Below are 24,346 nucleotides of genomic sequence, written 5' to 3'. Positions count from 1 at the left end.
AGATAGACCCGAAACCATTCCCGCTACAACACTTGCGCCTGTTCCAGCCATTCCCACAGATACGGAGCAAGGCCCCGGTCGACATGGAGACGCGCCCGCTCGGGGTTGCCGAACCAGTAGAACAGAACGCCGACGCCGGCGAAAAGGATCGACGCCGAGCGGCTTGCCGCTCCCGGATCGAGCGCAGTGCCCCTGGCGATCAGGCGATTCAACTCCGGCCCCTCGATCTCGAACACATGCAGTCCCGCATCCATGACCGTGACGGCGAAACCGGCCGCGTGCCAGCCGGCCGCGATGTGGAACGGCTGTTCGCCGACCGCAAGAAGGCGATCGCGCGCGATCCGCACCATGTATGTGTCGCCGCTGGCAACCGCTCCGGCGCCGATGCCTTCGCCGGCAAGCCTTGACGCCTTCGACCAGGCCCCGAGGTCGCCGCTGACCAGAAGCTGGTTCAGCCCGCCAACCGTCCGCAGGGTGACGCCATGCTTGTTCAGCGTCGCTCTGGCGAAATCGGGCGCCGCCGGCCATTTTTCGGCAAGGTTACGCATGGAGCCGCCTCCCCTCCGGATCGAAGGCGCAAGGCGCGACGATCGTCGCCTGCCGCACGACGCCCAGATGTTGAACGTCGATGGTTTCGCCGTGCCGCGCCGCCCCCCGTTCGATGAGCGCCAAGGCAACCGGGCGTCCCAGGGCCGGGCTCTGATAGCTGGAGGTGACGAAGCCAATGCTCCTGAGACGCCCGTCGCGCTTCTCCACGCCATGCGCGCCGGTCGCCAGCGGCGCCTCGCCTTCCCGCAGCGCAAGGCCGACGAGCTGGTTGCGGTCCGTGCTGTTTGCCGCTTCGGTGAAAAGCGAGCGCCGGCCGACGAACTCGCTGGCGCCCTTGGTCCGCGGTCCGGCGACGCCCAGATCGTGCGGCATGGTGGTGCCGTCGGTGTCCTTGCCGATGACGATATAGCCCTTCTCGGCGCGCAGGATCATCAGCGATTCGAGCCCGAGCAGCACGGCGTCGAAGGCGCGGCCCTCGTGCTGCATTCTTGCCCAGAGCGCCTCCGCCCGGTCGGCGCGGATGGAGATCTCGTAGCTGCGGTCGCCGGTGAAGGAGACCCTGGCGATACGCACCTCATCACCGGCAAAGCGGCCGGCGGCGACGGCCATATGCGGCAGGCTGGCATCGTCAAGTGCTGCGCCCAGTTCGAGCGCTTCGACGACCTGACGGGCGTTGGGCCCCGAAACGGTCAAGGTGGCGTATTGCGCGGTGGCATTGTGGATACAGACCGCATCGCGGCCGAAGCGGTCCTGCCGCCATTCTTCGAGGCGCGCGTGAACCGCCGTGACATGCGACGACGAGCAGGAGACGATGAAGCGATGCTCGTCCAGACGAACCAGGACGCCGTCATCGAAGACAACGCCGTTCTCCGACAACATAAAGCCGTAGCGGCAATGGCCCGGCTTCAGGGTCGACATGGTGTTGTAGTAGATGAAGTCGACAAACTCGGCCGCGCGCGGGCCGATCACCTCGATCTTGCCGAGCGTCGAGCCGTCGAACAGCGCCACGGATTGCCGGGCCCGCCGCGCCTCCTCCTGGATCGAGGCGCCGGCTTCGCCGCCGCCATAGTAAGCAGGCCTCAGCCAGCCGCCGTATTCCTGGAACACACCGCCTGAGGCGCGGTGGCTAGCCTCCAGCGGCAGGCGGCGGACCGGAGCGTGCATGCTGCCCCGACGCGGCCCGGCCAGGCTGGCGAAGGGGACAGGCGTGAAGGGCGGCCGGTAGGTCGTGGTGCCCACCTCGGGAATGCCGCGCCCGGTGATGTCGGCCAGCAGCGCGAGGCCGTTGAGGTTCGAGGTCTTGCCCTGGTCGGTCGCCATGCCAAGCGTGATATAGCGCTTCAGGTGTTCGACCGAGACGAAATTCTCCCGCGCCGCGAGCTCGATATCCTTGGCGGTGACGTCGCTCTGGTAGTCGATCCAGACGCGACCGCTGGCCTTGGGTTTTGGCCAGAGGCTGACGACGCCGAGTGTTGCTTCCACTCCCGTGCCGCGAGGTACGGGCGACGACGAGCCGAAGTCGCCGGCGGCCGCGGCGCCGCTGGCCAGAGTATCCGAAAGCGAGACCGTGCCGGCCACAGCGCCCGCGACGCCAATCCCGTCGATGGCTTCGCCGGGAATGAAGGCCGCAAGCTGGTCGCTCCAGGCGAGCTTGCCTTTCGCCTGCGAGAACAGGTGCACGGTGGGTGTCCAGCCGCCGGAGACGAGTACGCAGTCGGCGGCAAGCGTCGTGCCGTCGTCCAGCTGGACGCCCTGGACGGCGTTGCGCCCGCGCGCCGCCGAGATCGTGCGCCCAGCCAGGACGCGAATGTCAGATTTCGCCTGCGCATCACCCTCACGCCGGCAGTCGACCATCGTCACCGAAGCGCCGGCCGCGGCCAACGCCGAGGCCGGCTCATAGGCGCTGTCATTGTTGGTCGCGACCACGATATCACGGCCGACAAGCACGCCATCCCGGCGCAGGTAGCTGAGCGCCGCATCGGCGGAGAGGATTCCGGGCAGGTCGTTGTTGGCGAACGGCACGGGCCGTTCGATCGCGCCCGTCGCCAGCACGATGCGGCGGGGCCGCACGCGCCACAGCGTGTCCGGCCTGCCGTCGGCATGGCGCTGGTTGAGCGCCACCAGATGGTGGTCGTAAAGGCCGAAGGCGGTCGTGTCGCTCAGCACCAGCTGTCCGGCGCCCTTCAGCCTGGCGACAGTCGCCTCGACCCACGCCCTGCCCTCGACGCCGTCGACTTCGCCGGCGCGGTGGCGCAGCGACCCGCCTGGATGCGTCCTGTCGTCGGCCAGGACGACCGAGTGCCCGGCCGCCGCCGCGCTGGCCGCCGCGGCAAGGCCGGCAGGCCCGGCGCCGACCACCAGGACGTCGCAATGATGGTTGATCTGGTCCGAGACCTGGCGTGGCTGCCAGTCCGGATCGACGATACCAAGTCCGGCCATGGCGCGGATGCGCGGTTCGAACAGGTGCCAGTCCGGCCACATGAAGGTCTTGTAGTAGAAGGCGGCCGGCAGGAAGCGGGCGAAGCGGTCCAGAACCGCGTTGCGGTCGGTCTCGGCCGTGGGCGAAGCGTTGACGCTCCTGACCTTGATGCCGTCGGCGGCTTGCACGGTCGTGGCGCGCGCATTCGGCACCCGGCCGGCCGCGCTGTCGACATCGACCAGCGCGTTGGGCTCCTCGACACCGGAGCCCCAGATGCCGCGCGGCCGATGGTATTTGAAGCTGCGGCCGACCACGGCCTGGCCGCTGGCGAGCAGAGCGGAGGCGATCGTGTCGCCGGCAAAACCCTCGACGCGCCTGCCGTCGAAGGTGAAGCTCAGTGGGCGGCCGCGGTCGATGTCGCTGCCGCCGGTGGCGAGACGGGAAGCACTCATCTTCCGTGCTCCGCTTCGCCGAGCACGGAAGAGCCCGACACCTTGTGATTGACGCTGTCGCGGCTCATCGCGAAGAACTCGCCGCAGGTCATATGCACCCAGACCTCGCGGGTCGCGCCCTTCGGATTGTTGCGCATGTGGAGATAACCGGCCCAGCGCTCGGCGGTCACATCGGCGCCGTCGGGACGGAGATTGCCGGCCTCGCCGCCATAGTGGAACTCGCTTTCTTCACGCGGCCCGCAGAACGGGCAGGGAAAGAGCTGCATCTTTTCTACACCTTCAATGCGCAATGCCGGAGCCGGCGGCCTCGTCGATCAGGCGGCCGCGGGCGAAGCGGTCGAGATCGAAGGGCCGGCTGATGTCGTGGTGCTGGCCGGTGGCAAGCAGATGGGCAAGCAGCGTGCCGCCGGCGGGGATCGCCTTGAAGCCACCCGTGCCCCAACCGCAATTGAGGAACAGGCCGGGCAGCGGCGACTCGCCGATGATGGGCGAGGAATCCGGGACAACATCGACGATGCCGGCCCATTGCCGCATCATCTTCAGCTGACCGAAGATCGGGAACATTTCGAGCATGCCGGCGATGACGCCTTCCAGCACCTGCAGGTTGCCGCGCTGGCCGTAGGAGGGGATGCGGTCGAGCGCGCCGCCGATCACCAGTTCGCCCTTGTCCGACTGGCTGACATAGACGCCCGTGTCCGGCGAGATCACCACCGTGTCGATGATCGGCTTGACCGGTTCGGACACGCAGGCCTGCAGCGCATAGGAATTGACCGGCAGCCGGAACCCCGCCTTGGCCGCCAGCACCGAAGAATGGCCGGCCACCGCCATGCCTGTGCGCTCGGCCCGGATCGCGCCGCGCGAGGTGACGACACCGCGGCACCGACCGCCTTCGATGATGAAGTCGGTGATCTCGCAATTCTGGATGATGTCGACACCAAGGCGGCTTGCCGCGCGCGCATAGCCCCAGGCGACGGCGTCGTGGCGGGCGGTGCCGCCGCTTGGCTGCCAGGTGCCGCCATAGACCGGAAAGCGGGCGTCCGGGCTGAAATTGTAGATCGGCACGACGCGACGCACGTCCTCGACCGAGAACAGTTCGCAATCGATGCCGTTGACCTGGATGGCGTTGACGGACCGCGCCGCGGTTTCCATTGCCGCTTCGCTGTGCGCGAGTGTGAGGATGCCGCGCGCGGAAAACATCACGTTGTAGTTCAGATCCTTCGAGAGCGTCTTGTAGAGGCTGTGCGCCAGCCCGTAGATCGCGGCGCTTTCAGGATAGAAGTAGTTGGAGCGCACCACGGTGGTGTTGCGGCCGGTGTTGCCGCCGCCGATCCAGCCCTTCTCCAGCAGGGCCACGTTGGTGACCCCGTGATTCTTTGCGAGATAGTAGGCCGTCGCCAGGCCGTGCCCCCCGCCCCCGATGATGACGGCGTCATAGCGCGGCTTCGGATCGGGTGAGCGCCAGGCCTTCACCCATCCAGTCTGACCAGCGAGGCCTTCCTTGAAGAGCGAAAGCGCCGAATAATGTCTCGTCATGCGTCGAAGCCGCCCTCACGGGTCGGGCATGTCGCTTCATCGTAAAGGCTTGACCGCCCTGTCTGCAGCCCGAGCTTGTGCATCAATCGCCCCCTGGACACTCGCCCCCTGGACACTCGCCTTGCCATTGACCGCCGAACCGCGAACCGGCAGCGCGAAGCTCATATCTAGCGCGAATGTACACCTATGTCCATTCAAAGCGGCAGCGATGCGGCCAAGCGACGCCCGTCGCTCCTCCGCCTTATTATCCCCTGCGTTCCTGCAGGATGTTGCCGCCGTCGACGACGAGAACGGCACCGTTGACATAGCTGGCTCCGTCCGACGCCAAAAACAGCACGGCGGCGGCGACTTCCTCGGGACTGCCCGCGCGCCCGAGCGGCGTGTTGCGGGCAGCGGCGAGTTCCTCCGCCGTCGAGGCTCCAGTCGCGATCCAGCCCGGCGCCACGGCGTTGACGGTGACGCCGCTGCGGCCAACCTCCAGTGCGAGCGCGTGCGTCAGCCCGACCATGCCGGCCTTGGCCGCGGAATAGGCAGCCTCGCCTTCATTGGATACGTAAGGTCCGGTCACCGAGGCCATGTTGACCACGCGCCCATGGCCGCGCTGCACCATGCCGGCCAGGAATCCGCGCGTGCTCAGGAACGCGGTCTTGAGGCTGACGTCGATGCCGCGGTCCCAATCGCTTTCGCTGAGCTCGACAAACCGCCGCTGCAACGCCGGCTGCGCGACCGTACCCATCCCGGCATTGTTGACGAGGACGTCGATTTCGCCGGCCTGCGAGCACAAGCGCTCGACATCGCCCGAAACCGTCAGGTCGGCCATAACGGCGCGGACGTCGAGCCCCTCCGCCCGCAATTCCCCGGCCCGCTGCTCGACGCGCGCGGACGAAGCGGTGATGACGACCGAAAGGCCGGCCTCGCCCAGCGCCCGCGCGACCGCTACGCCGATGCCGTCGGCGGCGCCCGCGCCGGTCACCAGCGCCCTGCGGGATTTGCGGAAGACGATCATTTTCTCTCCACGATTGGAATGCCGGCATGCCGACGCGGGCAATCATACCCGCGACGAAAACCGCCCAGGCTCTTTCAATAGCCGGCGCTGACGCCGAAATCGATCGACAGCGCGGCCCCGGTGATCGGCGCCGCGCCCGGCTGGCAGAGGTAGTGGATGAAGGATGCAATCTCTTCCACCTGAATGAACCTTGCTTTGCCCCCTTGCGGATAGTGCCCGAGAAGCCGGCGCTTGTAGCCGTCAGGATCGTCCCCACCATAAGTCCTGGCCTGATAGTCGATCATCGGCGTCGCCGTGTCGCCGGGGCAAACGGCGTTGACCCTGATGCCTTGCGGGGCGAGTTCCAGCGCGAGAGCCTTGGTCAGCAGAACCAGCCCGCCCTTCGAGGCGCAATAGACGGCCGCCCCGTTGTTGCCGACGAGCCCGGCGTCGGACGCGATGTTGACGATCACCCCTTGCGCCGCCGCCAGATGCGGGACAGCCGCCGAGATCAGGAAGAACGCTCCCTTGAGATTGACGTCCAGCACAAGGTCCCACTGATCTTCCTCGATCCCGCTCGCCGGCCCCTCGAGCCAGACGCCGGCGGCGTTGACCAGGATGTCTATGCCGCCGCCCCAGTCCCTGGCCTTGGCCACCACGTCGCGGCAGGCAGCGACGGAGCGGATGTCGAGCGGCAAACCCACCGCATCCGCCCCGGTCGCGACAATCTTGGCCACGGCTGCGTCGAGCTTGGGACCGGGAAGGTCGGCGAGCGCGATCCGCTCACCGTCGGCCGCGAGGCGCAGTCCGGCCGCAAGCCCCATGCCCCCGGCGCCTCCGGCGATCAGAACCGTCCTGCCAGCCATTCGACAACCTCCACGCCACGCAGCACCCGGCAAGGGCACACCATGTCCCTAGATCACGTCATGTGGCCCTGTCGCATGGACCAGCCAGGCAAAAACAATGACCTCAGTGGCTTCGCCGGCCCCCGATCATCCCAGCTCGAGCGTCGTGATGCCGAAAACTGTCGACGGGGCATTGCCGGGTTTGCCGCCCTTGTACATGCGTGTCGTCGCAAAGCCCGGAATCATGCCGGCGGCCTGAAGCATGGCGGTGAATTGAACCTGGCTGGCCGGCACGTCGATATGCAATGTGTTGTTGCCGATCCTCCCTGCAAGGTCCGCCAGCAACGCCAGGGCAAGGTCCGTCCTGTCGGCAAACAGCGGTCCGACCTTGAAGCCTTCCCGGCATCGGCGGGCCACGCCATAGCCGGCAATGCCGGCCGATCCGCCACAGAGCAGCGCAATCCGGGGCTGCCGCAGCCACTCCCGGAGGAAGGCTTCCCGCGGCGCCGGGAAACGCTGGCGATCATAGGCGAGTATCCCGGCCATGTCGCCGGCCGTCACTGGCCGTATGTCGCCACCCTCCGGCAATCCGGCGGGGCGACCGCTGTAGCGGACGGTTTCATAGACGGGCACGAAGCCCATGCGCTGGTAGTTGGCCCGCTGCTCGGCCACGCCGTCGAGACCGATGATACGGTTGCCCAGGCGTGCCATGCCGGCATCCCAGACCGCCTTGCCATGGCCTTCGCCGCGCCGGTCGGGCCGGCAGATATAGAGGCCGATGAAGCCGAAGCCCGGGCCGTATGCGACGGCCGAAATGCCGGCCACCATCTCTTGGCCGACGAAAGCGCCGATGAACCCGTCGGGATCGGCTGTCCGGAACGCCGCGGCATCGCCGATGCCTGGATTCCAGCCCTCTCCAGCCGCCCAGTCGACGAGCGTTTCCACTTCGCTGGCGGTCAGTGTCCGGATTGTTCTCGGCATCATTATTTCACCCGGGCGGCCTCGGCAAGCGGCGTCGAAGCATCAGGATAGCTAGCCGCTTCCACGCTGCAAAGTCCACACGAGAACTTCAGTTGCCACCGCCGATGCCGCGCATCGGGCGCCAGACCCTGTCCTTGTTTCTTTTTTCCCGGGAAAGCGCTCCCCGCAGCCCCGATGCGCGGAACCTATGTCTGCTTGACGGGGCTCGTCAATTCAACGCACGGCTGCCGGCCGGACAATTATTGGTGACGGGTTTCCCGAACCGATGCAACGAGTTAGCAACAAACGCGTCGCTTGATCGTTCGTTGTTCCAATAGGCAACTGGACACAACCGGTGAACACTGGGAATCTTCATTTGCCGTTCTTCGAAAATCGCCTGGAGTACCGCAGGAAATGCCGCTGGTTGCCGCAGAGATCGCCCATCATCCGGCAGCGCTTCGCTGTATCCAGGAGCAGGCGCGCGCGCTCATCCACATATACGAAACAAGTCCGCGGCTGGCTGCCGTGTTCGCCACCCAGCAGCGCTGGCTGCTCGGTCACGCCGGTCTGGCCTTGCATTTCCGGCGCGATCCCAATGACCGCCGCACCGACATGACGATGGCGCGGTTCATCGAGGTCGTACGCCGCTATTCCCTGGCCAGCCGCAACACGGCCGAGGCCTTCGTCAAGGAGATGCTTCGCTACAACATCGCCGAGTATATTTCGGCCAGCGGTGACGGCCGCGCCCACCCAATGCGGGTCACCGAAGGCACCATCGAAACCTTCACCGGCTGGATCCACGCACATCTGAGGACGCTCGACCGCATAGATGGCGGAAACCGGCTGATAACTTTCCTCGATCGACCCGGGATGCTGTCCAGGTTGCAGCCGCTCATCGCCGACGGATTGCTGGCCAGCGAGGGCGTGCGCGAGCCTGGGCGGACTTTCTCGTTGTTTATCTGGCTAAACAATGGCGGCATCGTCATGGACTGGCTGATGTCCGGTATCGATCCGGAGGACGTTCATCTCGACAGGATACCGACCAGCGTCATCTCGGTCAGCGAGTTCGCGCACTGGCTGAAGCTGTCACGCACCCACCTGGCGCGGAAACTCAATGATGCCGAGGCGCTTGGCAGCATCGGCTGGATCGGCCAGCGCGGTCATTCCGTCATGTGGGTTTCACGCCAGTTCTTCGACGAATACATGGTCATGCAGACGTCCAAGCTCGCCGTCGTCGACCTGGCTTTCGACGACAGTTTGTCCCAGGCGGACGAGAGCTGACCGGCGCAACGGCCGCTTCTCGGATCCAGCCGACAAATACCGCTGGTTGTGCTGGCAGGCGCCCGCCAAAACTGCTATCCGCATCCGCACACTGCGATATTTGGCGGAGTCTGGGGGGATGGCGCTGAACTTCGAAGACATTGCCGGTCATCCGGCGCTGAATGCCGCCGTCCAGGCACAGGCCCGGGCGATGCAGCAGGCCTATGAGGGAAACCCGCGCGCGTCCTCGGTCTTTGCCACCCAGCAGCGCTGGCTGATGGCGCATATCGGTCTTGCCCTCCATTTCCGCAGGGATCCCAGCGACTACCGGAAGGAACTGACGGCGGCGCGTTTTGTCGACGTCACCGTTCAGCATGTCGTGGCAAGCCGAAACACGGCCCATGCCTTCATCAAGGAAATGCAGCACTATAATTTCATCGAAGTCGGTCCAATGGCCGACGACGGCCGCATTCGCCCCTTGCACCTGCCCGCCATAACCCTGGAGCCGTTGATCGGGTGGATTCATATGCATCTGAGCACGCTTGATGCTCTTGACGGCGGGAGCCGGCTGGAAACGTTCCAGGCACGGCCGCAACTGTTGGCGCGGGTGCAGCCGCTGATCGCGGATGGGCTGATCTCCTCGGTGCCGGTGCGGGAGCCGCAACAGACTTTTTCGCTGTTCACGTGGCTCAACAATGGCGGCGTCGTCATGGATTGGCTGATCGCCGGCATCGACCCACAGGATGCCGGCCAGGAACGCATCCCGACCGGCGTGCTGTCGATCGGCGACTTCTCCAGGTGGCTGAAGCTGTCGCGTACCCACCTTGCGCGCAAGCTGCGCGACGCCGAGGCGCTCGGCAGCATCGGTTGGCTTGGCCGGCGCGGCCATTCCGTCATGTGGATCTCGAGTGAATTCTACGGCGAGTACCTCACCGCGCAGGCGGTCAAGCTCGCCATCATCGACGCGGCTTTCGCCGCCAGCGTGACGACCAGCTGAGCCGCCTTCCGCTTTCTATCCGGCCTTCAGGATGGCGGAAAAGCGCGGATCGAAGGCCCGGCTGATCGGTTCGGCCGCGGCGCCCACCGCGATCGCCCAGGGATCGGTGGTGCCCAGTTGCAGCCGTGGCAGGCGGCGGGCGGGCCGATCCGCGATCGACGGCAGAAGCGGATGCATGGCCTGCTGCAGAAGCCGGGCCAGCGCCTCTGGCGCGCTGCTGGTGAGGATGACGGTTTGCGGATCGAAGATCGTTTCGATCAGATGCACGCTCCAGCGCAGGTCGGAGGCGGCTCTTTCGACCCAGCCCATGACCCTTGCGTCCTGCGCGAGCGCCAGCGCGCCGAGCTTTTCGTAAAGCCCCCTCTCGGCGGGGTCGAGGCCGAGATGCTGGTAGAGCGAGGCGAGCGAGGCGCGATGTTCCAATGGCGTCGAGCCTGGACCGCCCGGCGACAGCAGCGCCCTGCCGATCTCGCCGGCATTGCCGTTGCCGCCATTGTAGAGCTCGCCATTGAGGATCAGCCCGGCGGCAATGCCGTAGCCGACATAAAGGCAGACCGCGTGATCGACGCCATGCGCGGCGCCGACAATGCGCTCCGCCGTTGCACAGGCCGCCGCGTCATTCTGCAGCCCGACATCCAGTCCGGTGCCGGCGGCAAGCGTCTCGAGCAGCGGGAATTGCTGCCAGGCAGGCATCATCCATGTGTCGTCGGATTCCTTCAGCCCGAACGGCCCCGGCATGGCAACGCCCAATCCGACCAGCCGCCGCTCGGACTGGGCGAACAAGGAAGCCAGCTCGCGCCTGACGCGGTCGACCAGGCCGAGGATGGTCTTGACGCCGGCTGATGGCTCGTCGAGCGGCAGACCTGCCTCGGCGCGCGCGATGACCTTGCCGACGAGGTCGACCACCACCACGCGCGTCAAATGCCGGTCGATCTGCAGCCCGATGGCGAAGGCGCCCTCGGGCACAAGCCGGTAGGGTGTGAAGGGCTGCCCCCTGCCCTTGCGCACCGCGTCCAGCGCGACAACCAGTCCATCGCGCTCGAGATCCTCGATGATGTTGGAAACCGCCTGCTTGGTAAGCTGCGTCGCCCGCGCCAGGTCGGCACGCGACAGCGCGCCGTTGAGCCGCAGTGCCTCGATCATGACACGGCGGTTGTGCGCGCTGGTGCCTTCCTGGTTGGTGCCGCTCTTGGCGCGGATCGGGCTGATATCGTGCACCGTCTTTTCCCCTCTTGACTCCATTAAAGGATTGATCGACTAATTAAGTCAAGCGAATTGACTTAATAGGTGAAACCCGGGCGGCTCCACAAGAAGACGGCAAAGCCTCAAGCTCCCGCCGCGCGCCGTTCAGGACAGATCCGGTCACACGCGATAATTCGAGAAAGCGGCGGCATAAGCTTCGCCGCCCACTTGCAGCTGTCGAAATGGGAGAAAGACAAATGCTGAAATCGATCGGTAAGACACTTCTGGGCGCGGTGTTCTTCGGCGGGCTGTTCGTCCCCCACGCCTTCGCCGAGACCACCTTGAACGCCCTCTTCATGGCTCAGGCCGCTTATAGCGAGGCCGACGTGCGCTCCATGACGGAGGCCTTCACCAAGGCCAACCCGGACGTCAAGGTGAACCTCGAATTCGTTCCCTATGAAGGCCTGCACGACAAGACCGTGCTCGCCCAAGGCTCGGGCGGTGGCTATGACGTGGTGCTGTTCGACGTGATCTGGCCGGCCGAATACGCGACCAACAAGGTGCTGGTCGACGTATCCTCGAAGATCACCGACGACATGAAGAAGGGCGTGCTGCCCGGTGCCTGGACCACCGTGCAATATGACGGCAAGTACTATGGCATGCCGTGGATCCTCGACACCAAATATCTGTTCTACAACAAGGAAATCCTCGAGAAGGCCGGCATCAAGGCCCCGCCGAAGACCTGGGAAGAGCTCGGCCAGCAGGCCAAGATCATCAAGGACAAGGGGCTGCTGAAGACGCCGATCGCCTGGAGCTGGTCACAGGCTGAAGCCGCTGTCTGCGACTACACCACACTGGTCAGCGCCTATGGCGGCGAGTTCCTCAAGGACGGCAAGCCCGACTTCCAGAATGGCGGTGGCTTATCGGCGCTGAAATACATGGTCGACAGCTACAAGTCCGGCCTCACCAACCCGAACTCCAAGGAATTCCTCGAAGAGGATGTCCGCAAGGTGTTCGAGAACGGCGATGCGGCCTTCGCGCTGAACTGGACCTACATGTACAACATGGCCAACGATCCGAAGGACTCCAAGATCGCCGGCAAGGTCGGCGTCGTGCCGGCGCCGGGTGTTGCCGGCACCAGCGAGGTCTCGGCCGTCAACGGCTCGATGGGTCTTGGCATCACGGCGGTGTCGAAGCACCCCGACGAAGCCTGGAAATATATCGAGTTCATGACCTCGCAAGCGACGCAGAACCAGTACGCCAAGCTCTCGCTGCCGATCTGGGCCTCGTCCTATGACGATCCGGCCGTCACCAAGGGCCAGGAAGAGCTGATCGCCGCCGCCAAGCTCGGTCTCGCCGCCATGTATCCGCGCCCGACCACGCCGAAATACCAGCAGCTGTCGACGGCCCTGCAGCAGGCGATCCAGGAATCGCTGCTTGGCCAGACGACGCCGGAAGACGCGCTCAAGACCGCCGCCGAAAACAGCGGCCTCTGATCTGGCATTCCTCGACGCGGGCGGCCTCATCCACGAGCGCCGCCCGTGCTATTTGGAGAGCAATTCCAGGAAAAGTGTGAAGCGGTTTTCCGTCCGGAATTGCGTTAAACAAAGAGATAGAGCGGTTCGCCGTTTCCTTGAAACGGTGAACCGCTCTGACCGGATGAAGGGAAAGAGGCGCCTCTTATGTCAGGCACCTGGATGACGACTCGCGCGTGGCTGCTGATGCTGCCGCTGCTGGTGATCATGGTCGCCGTCATCGGCTGGCCATTGGTCGATACGGTCAGGCTTTCCTTCACCGACGCCCAGCTGGTCGGCACGGCGGGCAACTACGTCGGCTTCGACAACTACACCAAAATGCTGACGAGTTCGAACTTCACCCGCACGCTCTCGACCACCACCTGGTTCGCGGTCGTCTCGGTCGCCGCCGAGATGGTGCTTGGCGTGCTGGCGGCCCTTCTGCTCAACCAGGAATTCCGTGGCCGCGCCGTGCTGCGCGGGCTGATGATCCTGCCCTGGGCGCTGCCCACCGTCGTCAACGCCACGCTCTGGCGGCTGATCTACAATCCGGAATATGGCGCGCTGAACGCGGCGCTGACACAGCTCCACCTGATCGACGACTATCGCTCCTGGCTGGGCGAACCGGGCACGGCGCTTGCGGCGCTGATCGTCGCCGACTGCTGGAAGAATTTTCCGCTTGTTGCGCTGATTGCGCTCGCCGCCCTGCAGGCCGTGCCGCGCGACATCACCGCCGCCGCGCTTGTCGATGGTGCCGGGCCGTTCAACCGCTTCCGCTTCGTCATCCTGCCCTATCTCGCCGGCCCGCTGATGGTGGCGCTGGTGCTGCGCACCATCGAGGCCTTCAAGGTCTTCGACATCATCTGGGTGATGACCCGCGGCGGTCCGGCCAACAGCACGCGCTCGCTATCGATCCTCGTCTATCAGGAGGCCTTCTCCTTCCAGCGCGCCGGCTCCGGCGCGTCGCTGGCGCTGATCGTCACCTTGCTCGTCACCGTTCTTGCCGTCGCCTATGCGACGCTGGTGAGGAAGACCGCGGGGAGCGCTACCTGATGGAACGCAAGAACCCGGTTTTCACCGCCTTCGTCTACGTTTGCGCCCTCCTGCTTGCCGCCGTGATCCTGGCCCCGCTCGCCTGGCTCTTCGTCATGAGCATATCGCCGGCGGCCGACCTCGCCGCCAAGCCGCTACGCTGGTGGCCGCAGGCGGCCGAGTTCTCGCGCTACGCGCAACTCCTGTCGACGGCCGAAAACAGCGCCGGCGCGGCCTTCACGTCGTCGTTGCGCAACAGCCTGGAAGTCGCCGGCATGGCGACCCTCGCTGCGATCATCCTTGCCGTGCCGGCCGGCTGGGCCGTCTCGCGCACGCCTTCGGTCGGCTGGTCGCTGTCGATGGTGATCGCCACCTATATGCTGCCGCCGGTGGCGCTCTCCGTGCCGCTCTATATGGGCCTGTCCTGGCTCGGCCTGCTCAACAACGTCTTCGGCTTGGCGCTGATCTATCTGACCATCCTGGCGCCCTTCACCACCTGGCTGATGAAATCGGGTTTCGATTCCATCCCGCGCGAGATCGAGGCCGCGGCGATGATCGACGGAGCGGGGCTGCTCCAGACCTGGCGCATCATAACCTTGCCGCTGGCGGCGCCTGTGGTCGCGACATCAGCGCTGTTTGCCGTGCTGCTCGCCTGGGACGAGTTCTTCTACGCCCTGCTTTTCACCTCGGACCAGCGGGCGAGGACGCTGACGGTCGCCATCGCCGATCTCGCCGGCGGCCGCGTCTCCGATTACGGACTGATCGCCACCGCCGGCGTGCTTGCGGCCTTGCCGCCCGTGCTGATCGGCCTCGTCATGCAGCGCGCGCTGATCTCGGGCCTCACCAGCGGCGGCGTGAAAGGATAATGATGACTGCTCAAAAACCACGTCCATCCGGCCTGCTTGCGATCGACCGCGAGATGGCGCGCCAGCATGAGGATGCGCTCGCCTCGTTCGAGAGCAATCGGGAGGCAGCCGCCAAGGTCGCCGCCTCCATCAGCAAGACCGGCGGGCTCGTCCTGCTCGGCATGGGCGCCTCGCATTCCGTCGCCCGCGCCGTCGAGCCGCTTTACCGCGCGCATGGCATCGACGCCATCGCGCTGCCGCTGTCGGAGCAGCTCGGGCAGCCATTGCCGCTTGCCGGCAAGACGGTGATCGTGACCTCGCAGTCCGGCGAAAGCGCCGAGGTGCTGCGCTGGTTCTCCGAAGCGGTTCCGCAGGCTGACACCTTCGGGCTGACGCTAGAGGCCGGCTCCTTCCTTGGCCGCACGGTGACTTGCCTCGTCGGCGCCGGCGGCACCGAGCTTGCCTTTGCCGCGACCCGCAGCCTGACCGTGACCTTCGCTCTACATCTGGCGATCCTCGCAGCGCTTGGCGAAGACCCCGCCGCCGCGCTCGCAGCGCTCAAGGCGCCTGAAACGGTCGAGATCGATGCAGCCTTGGCAGCGCTGAGCAAGGTCGCGACCATCGTCACCTCCGGCCGCAAGCTGCAAGGCGTGGCTGAAGCGCTTGCGCTCGGCCTCACTGAACTGTCACGCCTGCCCTGCTTTTCCCTCGAGGGCGGCCAGCTTCGCCACGGGCCGATGGAAATGCTCGGGCCGAAGATCGGCGTCGTCCTTTTCCGTGGCAACGATCCGACCGCCGACCTCGTCACCGCGATGGCCCTGTCCGTCGTCGAGACCGGCGCGCCGCTGATCGTGTTCGACGCTTCGGGCAAGCCGCCGGTAGCAGGCGCCGTGACCCTGGCCTTCAAATCCGCCTCCGGACTGGCGGCGATCTTTACCATGCTGCCGGTTGCGCAGCGCCTGATGATCGCCTTCGCCGACAGCCGCGTCGAGAATGCCGGGACGCCGGTGCGCACCACCAAGATCACCCGGAGCGAATGATGCGGCCGCTCGCGGTGATCGGCAACGTCAATGTCGACCTGATCGTCGGCCCGGTCGCGCCGTGGCCGAAGGCCGGCACCGAGACCGTCGTCGATCATGACGATTTGCGCGTCGGCGGCCAGGCCGGCAACACCGCGCTTGCCTGGCAGGCGCTGGGCATCGACTTCGAGATCGCCGCCAATCTCGGCGACGACCAGTTCGGGCGCTGGCTGCGCGAGGCGTTCGGGCACCGCGCGCAGAAATGGCCGGTTCGTCCCGAAGGCACCACATTGTCGGTCGGCATGACCCATCCCGATGGCGAGCGCACCTTCTTCACCACGCGCGGCCACCTGCCCCGTTTCAGCCTGGACGATGTGCTTTCGGTGCTCGACGGCAACCGGCTCGCCGGCGGCTATGCGCTGCTCAGCGGTTCCTTTCTCACCGAGGATCTTACGCGCGACTATGGCGCGCTCTTCGACTGGGCCGAAGCGAACCGCATCGCCGTCGCGCTCGACACGGGATGGCCGATCGACGGCTGGACTGAGGCGAACTGCGCGGCGGCGCGCGGCTGGCTGTCGCGCTGCGAACTGGCGCTCTTCAACGAGGTCGAGACGACGACATTGGCCGGCCTCGCAAGTCCCGTAGCGGCCGCGCGCAAGATCCGCGACGGCATGAAGGACGGGGCGATCGTCGTGGTCAAACGCGGACCGGACGGCGCGATCGCCATCGGCGCCGAGGGCAACCTCATCGAAGTGCCGGCGCCGCGCGTCGCTGTCGTCGACACCATCGGCGCCGGCGACGTCTTCAACGCCGCCTTCCTGGCCGCCCTGGCACACGGACGCTCCCTTGAAATGTGCCTGTCCGCCGCCATCCGCGTGGCCTCGCGCGCCATCTCAACCTTGCCCCGCGACTATGGCGGGCCGACCCAATTCGAGGATGCCGTCCATGAGCGCGCTTGAGATCCGCGATGTCCGCAAGAATTACGGCAGCGTCGAGACGCTGAAAGGCATCGACATCGCGCTCGAAAACGGCGAATTCTTGGTGTTGCTCGGGTCGTCCGGCTGCGGCAAGTCCACTTTGCTCAACATCATCGCTGGCCTTGCCGAAGCAACCAGCGGCGACGTGCTGATCGGCGGCCGTTCGGTGCTTGGCGTGCATCCGAAGAACCGCGACATCGCCATGGTCTTCCAGTCCTACGCGCTCTATCCGAACCTCACCGTCAGCCGCAATATCGGTTTCGGCCTGGAGATGCGCAAGGTGCCCGCCGCCGAGCGCGATAAGGCGGTGCGCGAGACCGCGAGACTCCTGCACATCGAGGCCCTGCTCGATCGCAAGCCCGGCCAGTTGTCCGGCGGCCAACGCCAGCGCGTCGCCATCGGCAGGGCGCTGGTGCGCAAGCCGCAGGTCTTCCTGTTCGACGAGCCGCTCTCCAATCTGGACGCCAAGCTGCGCCTGGAAATGCGCACCGAATTGAAGCGCCTGCATGAGATGCTCAAGACCACGGTCGTCTATGTCACCCACGACCAGATCGAGGCGATGACGCTGGCAACCCGCATCGCCGTCATGCGCGACGGCCGCATCGAGCAGCTGGGCACCCCGGAAGAAATCTACAACCAGCCGGCAACGCTCTATGTCGCCGGCTTCGTCGGCGCGCCGGCGATGAACATGCTGGAAGCCACCGTCGAGGACGGCAAGCTCGCCATCACCGGCACGGATGCGCGTCTGGCGCTGCCGGAACGCTACGCCAACGCCGTCCGCGACGGTGCTTCGGTCGTGGTCGGGATCAGGCCCGAAACGCTCCGCCTCGGTCCGGACAGCGGCGCCGACTTGTCGCTGCCGGTCGAGATCGACGTCGTCGAACTGACCGGCCCCGAACAGGTCACCACCGCCCGGATCGGCGCACAAAGGCTGACGGCAACCCTGCCGCCGCAAGCCCGTGTTGCAAAGGGCGAGCGATGCGCGTTTGCCTTCGACGAAGACGCGTTGCGCCTGTTCGACCTGGCGACCGGCAAGGCTTTCTGAGGAGCAACAGCGAGCGGTTCGGTTTCTCCAAGCCGAACCGCTCGCTTGTTTCAATCGATGTCGAACGACACGCCTTGCGCGAGCGGCAGCGCCTTGGAAAAATTCACCGTGTTGGTGGCGCGACGCATATAGGCCTTCCAGGCGTCCGAGCCGCTCTCGCGGCCGCCGCCGGTCTCCTTCTCGCCGCCGAATGCCCCGCCGATCTCGGCGCCGGAAGTGCCGATATTGACGTTGGCGATGCCGCAATCCGAGCCGTCGACGCCGAGGAAGCGCTCCGATTCCTGCAGGTCGCGGGTGAAGATCGACGACGACAGGCCGGCGCCCACGGCATTGTGCAATTCGAGCGCTTCGTCGAAATCGGAATATTTCATCACATAGAGGATCGGGGCGAAGGTCTCTTCCGTCACCGGCGAGACTTGGGCAGGCATCTCGACCAGCGCCGGATGCGCGTAATAGGCGTCCGGATGACCGTTTTCGAGGCGCGCGCCGCCCGTCACCTTGCCGCCATGCGCCTCGGCCTCCTTCAGCGCCTTCTGCATGTTGTCGAAGGCCGCTTTGTCGATCAGCGGACCGACCAGCGCCTTGCCTTCCAGCGGATTGCCGACCGAGACGCTCTGATAGGCCTTCTTCAGCCGCGGCAGCAAAGCGTCATAGACGCTGTCATGCACGAAGAGGCGCCTCAGCGTCGTGCAGCGCTGCCCGGCGGTGCCCATGGCGCCGAAGGCGATCGCGCGCAGCGCCATGTCGAGATCGGCGGTAGGCGTCACGATGCCCGCATTGTTGCCGCCCAACTCCAGCACCGCGCGGGCAAAGCGCTTGGCGAGCCGAGGACCGACCTCGCGGCCCATGCGGGTCGAGCCGGTGGCCGAGACCAGCGGCACCTTCGGGTGGTCGACCAGCACCTCGCCGGCGACGCGGTCACCGATCAGCACCTGCAGCAAACCCGCCGGCGCATCGGCGCCGAAGCGCCGTGCGGCGCGCTTGAAGATCGCCTCGCAGGCAAGCGCGGTCAGCGGCGTCTTTTCCGACGGCTTCCACACCACCGCATCGCCGCAGACGAAGGCAAGCGCTGCATTCCACGACCACACCGCGACCGGGAAATTGAAGGCCGAGATCACGCCGACCACGCCGAGCGGATGCCAGGTCTCCATCATGCGATGTCCGGGGCGTTCGGTGGCGATGGTGAGGCCATAGAGCTGGCGGGAAAGACCGACGGCGAAATCGCAGATGTCGATCATCTCCTGGACTTCGCCGAGACCCTCGGACGGGATCTTGCCGACTTCGATCGACACCAGCCGGCCGAGCTCGTCCTTATGCGCGCGCAGTTCTTCGCCCAGCAGCCGCACCAGTTCGCCGCGCTTCGGGCCCGGCACCAGGCGCCAGGCCTGGAAGGCCTTGTGCGCGGCATCGATGGCCTTGCCGGCGTCCGCCGCCGAAATCTGCTTCAGCGCCGCGATCTCTTCGCCCGTCACCGGGCTGTGCACGACGAGGTCGCCGCCGGAAAGCGCCTCCTTGGCGACGCCGAGTTTCTCAAGAAGTGAAGCCGTTTCCTTCGCTAACGTCATTTTTGTCCCTTTCAGGTTCCACCTCGAAGGGTGGGAATGCAGCCATGCGCCATATCCTTGACGTTCCGACAGGAGACGCCTGGGCGCTTTGATGGCGTGGCATTACTCGTTTCGGGGAAAAACCGCCACCCCGGCATGGTCCAAGGCTCGATCGCGAAATTGGGCCAGAGGGTAGCCGGAGGATCAATGCGCTTTTTTGGCGGGAGTCCGCTCGCTGCTTTCCTTGATCAGCCGATCGATATGCATGCGGATATGCGCCGCCTCGGCTGCGGTGTTGGCTAAGGCGATGGCGCGGTCGAAGGCGACGCGCGCTTCTTCGTTGCGGCCGAGCTGCATCAGCAGCCCGCCCCGCAGCCCGAAGAAGTGGAAATAGCCCGACAAACGCTCTTCCAGCGGCTCGATCATGGCAAGCGCGGCTTCCGGGCCGCGCACCTTGCTGACCGCGACGGCGCGGTTCAGCGTCACCACCGGCGACGGCTGCATCTGCTCCAGCAGGCCGTAGAGCAGGTCGATCTCGGTCCAGTCGGTATCCTCGGCCGTCGCCGCCCGCGCATGCAGCGCCGCGATCGCCGCCTGCACCTGATAGGGGCCGGGCTTGCGGTGGCGCAGCGCCTTGTCGACCAACGCCAGGCCCTCGTCGATCATCTTGCGGCTCCACAGCGAGCGGTCCTGATCCTCGAGCAGGATGATCTCGCCATGCTCATCGAACCGCGCCGGCGCCCGCGCGTGCTGCAGCAGAAGCAGCGCGGTCAGCCCCATGATCTCCGGCTCGGCCTGGAACAGCCTGAGCAGCAGACGCGTAAGCCGGATCGCCTCTTCGCAGAGCGGCGCGCGGGCCGGCGCCTCGCCGCCATTGCTCGAATAGCCTTCGTTGAAGATCAGATAGACCATCGCGGCGACCGCGGCGAGCCGTTCCGAGCGTTCGACCGCGCCCGGCGTCTCGAATGGCACGCCGGCGTCCGCGATGCGCGCCTTGGCGCGGGTGATGCGCTGCTCCATGGCGCTCTCGCCGACCAGGAAGGCGCGCGCGATCTGCTTGACGGTGAGGCCGGAGACGATGCGCAGCGCCACCGCGATCTGCTGCGTCGCCGGCAGATCCGGATGGCAGCAGATGAACAGAAGCCGCAGGATGTCGTCGCGGTAATGCGCGCCGTCCAGCCGCTCGGCCATGTCGCCCTCGGCATCCTCCAGATCGGAGATCTGGTCCTCTTCCGGCATCGGCGCCTGCTTGGCACGCTTGCGCACCGCGTCGATGCCGCTGTTGCGGCCGACGAAGATCAGCCAGGCCGCCGGATCGCGCGGCGGCCCGTTCTTCGGCCAGTTCTTCAGCGCCCTCAGGCACGCGTCCTGGAAAGCCTCTTCCGCGGCGTCGAGGTCGCGGAAATAGCGCAGCAGCGCGCCCATCGCCTGCGGACGGGCGTTGCTGATCGCCGTGCTTATCCAGGCAAGGTCCGTCATACCGCGACCTTTGTCGGATTGAAGACCGAGACCGGCCGGATCTCGTAGGAGCCGCCGCTCGGATTGACCTCGGAAAGCTCACGGGCGAATTCGACAGCCTCGTCGAGGTCGCGGCATTCGAGCGTGTAGAAGCCGAGGAACTGTTCCTTGGTCTCTGCAAACGGGCCGTCGAGCACGACCGCCTCGCCCTTGACCTTTCTGAGCGTCGTCGCGGCCGTCGTCGGCAAAAGGCGCGCCACGGGCCCGAGCCGGCCGGCCTTGGCGTATTTGTCCTGCACGTCGAGGATCTTCGCCATGACCTCGTCGTCCTGTTCCTTGCTCCAGGAGCAGACGACGTCTTCGGAGGCGTAGCAGAGGATGGCGTATAGCATGGCAGGTCCTTTCCGTATCAAAGGACGCGACACTAGGACCCTTCCCGACACAAGGTCGATAAAAAAATTCGGCGGGTAATCACGGACTTGGCTGTCCCTCGCGCCTGACCGTCAGGCGCCATGCGTCTGCAGCCATCTGAGCACCAGCGTTTCTTCCTCGTCGAGGCCTTGTATCAGCCGTTTGCGCTTGTTGGCTTCGGCCATCTCGTCAAGCAGGCGTCCCTCGGTCCATGCCTCGAACACCAGCGGATGGATGTAGCATTTGCGGCAGACGGCACGAGTATTGCCCAATCGCTCGGCGACCTTGTCGACGACGCTGTTGATCACCCGGTTTTGTTGCGTCTTGCTTTCCGGCAGCTCGGTCCCGGCAAACAGCGACGCGGCATGGATGGTGCCGCCCCAGGTGCGAAAATGCTTTGAGCTGAATTCGGCGCCGGAAGCCTCGCGGATGTACCGGTTGACGTCCTCCGAGCGCACCGGCCGCCGGTCGCCATCCTCACCCAGATACTGGAATAGCTTCTGCCCGGGCAGATCCTGCGCGCCGCGCACGACCTTGGCGATGCGGCGATCGACCAGCTTCAGCTTCCATTCCTTGCCCGACTTGCCCTTGAAGGCGAAGCGCAGGCTGGAGCCGTTGATCTCGACATGGCGGTCGCGCAGCGTGGTCAGCCCGAAACTCTTATTGTCGCGCGCATAGGCCGCGTTGCCGATGCGGATCATGGTGTTGTCGAGCAGCCAGACCACCGAGGCAACGACCCGCTCCAGGGGCAGTCCCCGCCGGCGCAGATCGGCATCGATCTGGCGCCTCAGGGCGGGCAGGCTTTCCGCGAAGGCGACGAGGCTGGAATATTTGACGCCGTCGCGTTCCTCGGTCCATTGCGAATGGTAACGGTACTGCTTGCGACCGCGCTGATCCCTGCCCGTCGCCTGGATATGGCCGTCCGGATCGGGCGAGATCCACACATCCGTCCAGGCCGGCGGAATGACGACCGCCTTGATGCGGGCAAGCGTCGTTTCGTCGACGGCTCTGCCATCGGGTCCTAGATAGGAGAATCCCGCGCCTTTCCTCAATCTGCGGATGCCGGGATCGGCATCGGTTACATAGTTGAGCGACGTGCTCCCGGCCAAGCTGGGATTGCCGTTCCTACGGGTTTCCTCGGCCCGCGCCAAACGGTCCGATGACGCTTGTAAATGCTGTAACATGCCGGCTCCGCGAAATGACCCGTAGATAAAGCCGCGCGCCGGTGACTTGTTCCAGAAGGGCGTCAGCCCTGCCGGCTGACCGATACGTCCGCTATCCAACAGCCTTCCATCACCAACATGGGTGAGAAGTATTACCGGCCGGCATGGGCTTGAGGATCCATTGCCGGCTGCCAGATAGTCGCGAGGCCCGGCCTCGACGCCATCAGGCGCGTTGCGGTTGGGCGACCGGCGCCGAGAACCGGCGCCGTAGCGTGACCTTCAATCGATAGCGCATGCAACGCCAGGCGTTCGCGCCCGCCCGTGGCGCGGCCTCGGCCACGTTGAGGAATCTTGCCGCCTTGGCGAAATCGCCGCGCCCGTAATGAACGCGCGCGATTTTCAAGGCAACGAGGCCTTCCCTGACCTTCAGCGACCGCTCCACGATGCCGCAGGACCGGAGCCGGCGCAGCGCCAGGCGCCATTCCAGAAAGCGCCCGGCAGATCTGACCGTGAAAAGATCGTCGGAGCGCTCCGCAGACACGAAATAGATGAAGATCGGTTGTCTCACGACGGCAACCGATGCCTTGGCGATGACGCGCGCCCAAAACAGCGTGTCCTCGTCATAGGCAAGCCCGACCGGGAATCTCGTTTCGCCAATGACCCGCCGCGACACCAGCGCGCTGCCGACTGCAATCGACCGTATCCGCCCATCGAGATAGGCGCAGGCATTGGCAAGCCCGCTGGCTGTGTAGACGCCCGGCATCTTGGTCGACCGCTCCTCGCCGTCGACCCGCCGACGGAAGCCGCCGACCACCAGATCGATCCCTGATCGCGCGCCGGCCTTGGCCAGCAACGCGCGCAGACCGCCTTCCAGATGAAGATCATCGGCGTCGATCATATAGATCCAGGGACAACGGGCCTGCTCCAGAGCCAGATTCCTGGAGCCGCCGGCGTCGCGGCAGCTCGATTTGATGACGCGCATCGGCAAGGCAAACCGCAACGCCGTCTCCATGGCGACGGCAGCGGTGGCGTCGGAGGAACAATCGTCGACCACCAGGACTTCACCGATGACCTCCTTTTCCGAGGCCAGCGAAGCGAGCGTCCGAGCAATTGTCTGAGCGGCATTGTGCGCCGCAATGATGATGCTGACCTCTTCCAAACCCTGTCGCCGCACACCACACCCACGCAGGCGCGCCCCCCGTCAATCCCATACCCAGAATACCGACGGCAGGCGCAGTCGAGAAGCGTCTATCGGGCGATCGGAGTTGCCATCACACCTTTTCCAAGGCGACCGGAATGACGTCGACCGCCTGATCGCCGACCTGGCCGCCCGTCGTCTTCAGGACACCGACGATCGGCGCCACATCGGAATAGTCGCGGCCATAGCCGACGGTGATATGGTCGTTGCTCGCCCGCATGCCGTTGGTCGGGTCGAATTCCTGCCAGCCGGCATCGCGGCCGCACCAAACCTTGACCCAGGCATGCATGGCATCTGCGCCCTCGAGCCTCGGCTTTCCCTTGGGCGGGATCGTGCGCAGGAAGCCGCTGACATAGCCGGCGGGGATGCCCAGCCCACGCAAGCCGGCGATCATGATATGCGAAAAATCCTGGCACACGCCGCGCTTCAGCGCGAAGGCGTCGCCCGCCCGCGTCTGCACCGTCGTCGCCTTGCCGTCATAGGTGAAATCGCGATGGATGCGATTGCAGAGATCGGCCGCCGTAGCCACCGTCGAGCCGGCCAGGCTTTCCCGTGCATAGGCCGTGATCGCGGCATCGATGCCGACGTGATCGCTGGCCGCGAGGAAATGATGCGGCGCGGAAGGCGACAGCGAGCGGACCGAGCCGAGTTCCTCTTTGAGCCGCCGCAGATCCGGCGAGACGTCAAGGCCGGGCTCCGGACGCGACACCGACACCCGCGCGCTCATCTTGATGTCGAGGCCGTCATGGACATCGCGAAAGGCGATCGCGGTGACGTTGTTGCCGAAGAAATCGGAAAAATCCGTGCGCTCAGATGGGTTTGGCACGAAAGACAGCGAGGCGACGACGACGCGCTGCACGCCCGCGATCGTCGGCGGCAGCACCCGCACCTGATGCCGGCTGCCACCGGCCGCGGCGTCATAGTCGTAGCTGAGGTGAAGCCTGATATCGTACAGCAT

Annotated in this window: 22 protein-coding genes; 8 read left to right on the top strand and 14 right to left on the bottom strand. The window is 65.7% G+C overall.

The window, feature by feature from the left end; genetic code table 11:
• Window positions 1-23 precede the first annotated feature (23 nt).
• The 7 genes from E5X34_RS04350 to E5X34_RS04320 all read right to left on the bottom strand — a co-directional run bounded on the left by E5X34_RS04350 (window position 24) and on the right by E5X34_RS04320 (window position 7,764).
• Window positions 24-548 (bottom strand): hypothetical protein, encoded by a 525-nt coding sequence (locus tag E5X34_RS04350; RefSeq protein WP_292561482.1) that lies wholly within the window; start codon window positions 546-548, stop codon window positions 24-26.
• A complete protein-coding gene (locus tag E5X34_RS04345; protein ID WP_292561479.1) occupies window positions 541-3,420 on the bottom strand; it encodes a sarcosine oxidase subunit alpha family protein in 2,880 nt (959 codons plus the stop codon). Before E5X34_RS04345 ends, E5X34_RS04350 begins: the two co-directional genes overlap by 8 nt.
• Entirely contained in the window at window positions 3,417-3,686 is a 270-nt protein-coding gene (locus E5X34_RS04340) for a sarcosine oxidase subunit delta (RefSeq protein ID WP_292561476.1), read from the bottom strand. The genes E5X34_RS04345 and E5X34_RS04340 overlap by 4 nt, the downstream gene beginning before the upstream one ends.
• A gap of 13 nt (window positions 3,687-3,699) precedes the next feature.
• Window positions 3,700-4,953, bottom strand: coding sequence for a sarcosine oxidase subunit beta family protein (locus E5X34_RS04335; protein ID WP_292561473.1), 1,254 nt, complete (start codon window positions 4,951-4,953; stop codon window positions 3,700-3,702).
• A gap of 244 nt (window positions 4,954-5,197) precedes the next feature.
• On the bottom strand, window positions 5,198-5,959 hold the full coding sequence (locus E5X34_RS04330) for an SDR family NAD(P)-dependent oxidoreductase (RefSeq protein ID WP_292561470.1): 762 nt from the start codon (window positions 5,957-5,959) through the stop codon (window positions 5,198-5,200).
• A 74-nt stretch (window positions 5,960-6,033) separates the two neighbouring features.
• A complete protein-coding gene (locus E5X34_RS04325) occupies window positions 6,034-6,804 on the bottom strand; it encodes an SDR family oxidoreductase (protein WP_292561467.1) in 771 nt (256 codons plus the stop codon).
• 126 nt (window positions 6,805-6,930) lie between these two features.
• Window positions 6,931-7,764 (bottom strand): GNAT family N-acetyltransferase, encoded by an 834-nt coding sequence (locus tag E5X34_RS04320; protein ID WP_292561642.1) that lies wholly within the window; start codon window positions 7,762-7,764, stop codon window positions 6,931-6,933.
• A 393-nt stretch (window positions 7,765-8,157) separates the two neighbouring features.
• Here E5X34_RS04320 and E5X34_RS04315 point away from each other — a divergent pair, with 393 nt between their 5' ends.
• Together E5X34_RS04315 and E5X34_RS04310 are read left to right on the top strand one after the other, a co-directional pair.
• A complete protein-coding gene (locus E5X34_RS04315; protein ID WP_292561464.1) occupies window positions 8,158-9,024 on the top strand; it encodes a hypothetical protein in 867 nt (288 codons plus the stop codon).
• Between the two features lie 118 nt (window positions 9,025-9,142).
• Entirely contained in the window at window positions 9,143-10,000 is an 858-nt protein-coding gene (locus E5X34_RS04310; protein ID WP_292561461.1) for a hypothetical protein, read from the top strand.
• A 15-nt stretch (window positions 10,001-10,015) separates the two neighbouring features.
• Here the strand turns inward: E5X34_RS04310 and E5X34_RS04305 are convergent, their stop codons facing one another.
• Complete coding sequence (locus E5X34_RS04305) at window positions 10,016-11,218, bottom strand: ROK family transcriptional regulator (RefSeq protein WP_292561459.1); 1,203 nt, start codon at window positions 11,216-11,218, stop codon at window positions 10,016-10,018.
• Between the two features lie 221 nt (window positions 11,219-11,439).
• Here E5X34_RS04305 and E5X34_RS04300 point away from each other — a divergent pair, with 221 nt between their 5' ends.
• The 6 genes from E5X34_RS04300 to ugpC all read left to right on the top strand — a co-directional run bounded on the left by E5X34_RS04300 (window position 11,440) and on the right by ugpC (window position 17,614).
• The gene (locus tag E5X34_RS04300) at window positions 11,440-12,678 is read left to right on the top strand and encodes an extracellular solute-binding protein (RefSeq protein WP_292561456.1); all 1,239 of its coding nucleotides are present in this window, start codon (window positions 11,440-11,442) and stop codon (window positions 12,676-12,678) included.
• A gap of 186 nt (window positions 12,679-12,864) precedes the next feature.
• Window positions 12,865-13,749, top strand: coding sequence for a carbohydrate ABC transporter permease (locus tag E5X34_RS04295; RefSeq protein WP_126059657.1), 885 nt, complete (start codon window positions 12,865-12,867; stop codon window positions 13,747-13,749).
• Window positions 13,749-14,594 carry a carbohydrate ABC transporter permease gene (locus E5X34_RS04290; protein WP_292561454.1) on the top strand — a complete coding sequence of 282 codons (846 nt, stop codon included), beginning with the start codon at window positions 13,749-13,751 and terminating at the stop codon, window positions 14,592-14,594. The genes E5X34_RS04295 and E5X34_RS04290 overlap by 1 nt, the downstream gene beginning before the upstream one ends.
• Before the next feature lie 2 nt (window positions 14,595-14,596).
• Window positions 14,597-15,613 (top strand): SIS domain-containing protein, encoded by a 1,017-nt coding sequence (locus E5X34_RS04285; protein ID WP_292561638.1) that lies wholly within the window; start codon window positions 14,597-14,599, stop codon window positions 15,611-15,613.
• Entirely contained in the window at window positions 15,613-16,551 is a 939-nt protein-coding gene (locus tag E5X34_RS04280) for a PfkB family carbohydrate kinase (RefSeq protein WP_292561451.1), read from the top strand. The genes E5X34_RS04285 and E5X34_RS04280 overlap by 1 nt, the downstream gene beginning before the upstream one ends.
• The gene (gene ugpC, locus E5X34_RS04275) at window positions 16,538-17,614 is read left to right on the top strand and encodes a sn-glycerol-3-phosphate ABC transporter ATP-binding protein UgpC (protein WP_292561449.1); all 1,077 of its coding nucleotides are present in this window, start codon (window positions 16,538-16,540) and stop codon (window positions 17,612-17,614) included. The genes E5X34_RS04280 and ugpC overlap by 14 nt, the downstream gene beginning before the upstream one ends.
• Before the next feature lie 50 nt (window positions 17,615-17,664).
• Here ugpC and E5X34_RS04270 read toward each other — a convergent pair whose 3' ends face one another.
• From E5X34_RS04270 to E5X34_RS04245, 6 genes are all read right to left on the bottom strand, one after another.
• Window positions 17,665-19,179 carry an aldehyde dehydrogenase family protein gene (locus E5X34_RS04270; protein ID WP_292561446.1) on the bottom strand — a complete coding sequence of 505 codons (1,515 nt, stop codon included), beginning with the start codon at window positions 19,177-19,179 and terminating at the stop codon, window positions 17,665-17,667.
• 183 nt (window positions 19,180-19,362) lie between these two features.
• Window positions 19,363-20,637, bottom strand: coding sequence for an RNA polymerase sigma factor (locus E5X34_RS04265; RefSeq protein ID WP_292561443.1), 1,275 nt, complete (start codon window positions 20,635-20,637; stop codon window positions 19,363-19,365).
• Window positions 20,634-21,008, bottom strand: coding sequence for a YciI family protein (locus E5X34_RS04260; RefSeq protein WP_042640414.1), 375 nt, complete (start codon window positions 21,006-21,008; stop codon window positions 20,634-20,636). Before E5X34_RS04260 ends, E5X34_RS04265 begins: the two co-directional genes overlap by 4 nt.
• Window positions 21,009-21,119: 111 nt before the next feature.
• Window positions 21,120-22,211: a DNA topoisomerase IB gene (locus tag E5X34_RS04255; RefSeq protein WP_292561441.1), complete on the bottom strand. Its 1,092-nt coding sequence runs from the start codon at window positions 22,209-22,211 to the stop codon at window positions 21,120-21,122.
• A 202-nt stretch (window positions 22,212-22,413) separates the two neighbouring features.
• Window positions 22,414-23,349, bottom strand: a complete 936-nt coding sequence (locus E5X34_RS04250; RefSeq protein WP_292561439.1) for a glycosyltransferase family 2 protein — start codon at window positions 23,347-23,349, stop codon at window positions 22,414-22,416.
• A gap of 112 nt (window positions 23,350-23,461) precedes the next feature.
• Window positions 23,462-24,346, bottom strand: a complete 885-nt coding sequence (locus tag E5X34_RS04245) for a transglutaminase family protein (protein ID WP_292561437.1) — start codon at window positions 24,344-24,346, stop codon at window positions 23,462-23,464.

It is taken from the genome of Mesorhizobium sp. (genome assembly GCF_004963255.1).
GTDB lineage: Bacteria > Pseudomonadota > Alphaproteobacteria > Rhizobiales > Rhizobiaceae > Mesorhizobium.
Note: the sequence above shows the minus strand (reverse complement) of the source record. Positions and strands in the feature narration are given on the sequence as shown.

What these genes read in the sequence shown, in the direction of transcription:
- E5X34_RS04290 (WP_292561454.1), top strand. Translation starts at nt 13,749, where the DNA reads ATGGAACGCAAGAACCCGGTTTTCACCGCCTTCGTCTACGTTTGCGCC.
- E5X34_RS04280 (WP_292561451.1), top strand. Translation starts at nt 15,613, where the DNA reads ATGCGGCCGCTCGCGGTGATCGGCAACGTCAATGTCGACCTGATCGTC.
- E5X34_RS04245 (WP_292561437.1), bottom strand. Translation starts at nt 24,346, where the DNA reads ATGCTGTACGATATCAGGCTTCACCTCAGCTACGACTATGACGCCGCG.
- E5X34_RS04335 (WP_292561473.1), bottom strand. Translation starts at nt 4,953, where the DNA reads ATGACGAGACATTATTCGGCGCTTTCGCTCTTCAAGGAAGGCCTCGCT.
- ugpC (WP_292561449.1), top strand. Translation starts at nt 16,538, where the DNA reads ATGAGCGCGCTTGAGATCCGCGATGTCCGCAAGAATTACGGCAGCGTC.
- E5X34_RS04295 (WP_126059657.1), top strand. Translation starts at nt 12,865, where the DNA reads ATGTCAGGCACCTGGATGACGACTCGCGCGTGGCTGCTGATGCTGCCG.
- E5X34_RS04265 (WP_292561443.1), bottom strand. Translation starts at nt 20,637, where the DNA reads ATGACGGACCTTGCCTGGATAAGCACGGCGATCAGCAACGCCCGTCCG.
- E5X34_RS04260 (WP_042640414.1), bottom strand. Translation starts at nt 21,008, where the DNA reads ATGCTATACGCCATCCTCTGCTACGCCTCCGAAGACGTCGTCTGCTCC.
- E5X34_RS04285 (WP_292561638.1), top strand. Translation starts at nt 14,597, where the DNA reads ATGACTGCTCAAAAACCACGTCCATCCGGCCTGCTTGCGATCGACCGC.
- E5X34_RS04300 (WP_292561456.1), top strand. Translation starts at nt 11,440, where the DNA reads ATGCTGAAATCGATCGGTAAGACACTTCTGGGCGCGGTGTTCTTCGGC.
- E5X34_RS04325 (WP_292561467.1), bottom strand. Translation starts at nt 6,804, where the DNA reads ATGGCTGGCAGGACGGTTCTGATCGCCGGAGGCGCCGGGGGCATGGGG.
- E5X34_RS04315 (WP_292561464.1), top strand. Translation starts at nt 8,158, where the DNA reads ATGCCGCTGGTTGCCGCAGAGATCGCCCATCATCCGGCAGCGCTTCGC.
- E5X34_RS04320 (WP_292561642.1), bottom strand. Translation starts at nt 7,764, where the DNA reads ATGCCGAGAACAATCCGGACACTGACCGCCAGCGAAGTGGAAACGCTC.
- E5X34_RS04255 (WP_292561441.1), bottom strand. Translation starts at nt 22,211, where the DNA reads ATGTTACAGCATTTACAAGCGTCATCGGACCGTTTGGCGCGGGCCGAG.
- E5X34_RS04310 (WP_292561461.1), top strand. Translation starts at nt 9,143, where the DNA reads ATGGCGCTGAACTTCGAAGACATTGCCGGTCATCCGGCGCTGAATGCC.
- E5X34_RS04330 (WP_292561470.1), bottom strand. Translation starts at nt 5,959, where the DNA reads ATGATCGTCTTCCGCAAATCCCGCAGGGCGCTGGTGACCGGCGCGGGC.
- E5X34_RS04270 (WP_292561446.1), bottom strand. Translation starts at nt 19,179, where the DNA reads ATGACGTTAGCGAAGGAAACGGCTTCACTTCTTGAGAAACTCGGCGTC.
- E5X34_RS04340 (WP_292561476.1), bottom strand. Translation starts at nt 3,686, where the DNA reads ATGCAGCTCTTTCCCTGCCCGTTCTGCGGGCCGCGTGAAGAAAGCGAG.
- E5X34_RS04350 (WP_292561482.1), bottom strand. Translation starts at nt 548, where the DNA reads ATGCGTAACCTTGCCGAAAAATGGCCGGCGGCGCCCGATTTCGCCAGA.
- E5X34_RS04345 (WP_292561479.1), bottom strand. Translation starts at nt 3,420, where the DNA reads ATGAGTGCTTCCCGTCTCGCCACCGGCGGCAGCGACATCGACCGCGGC.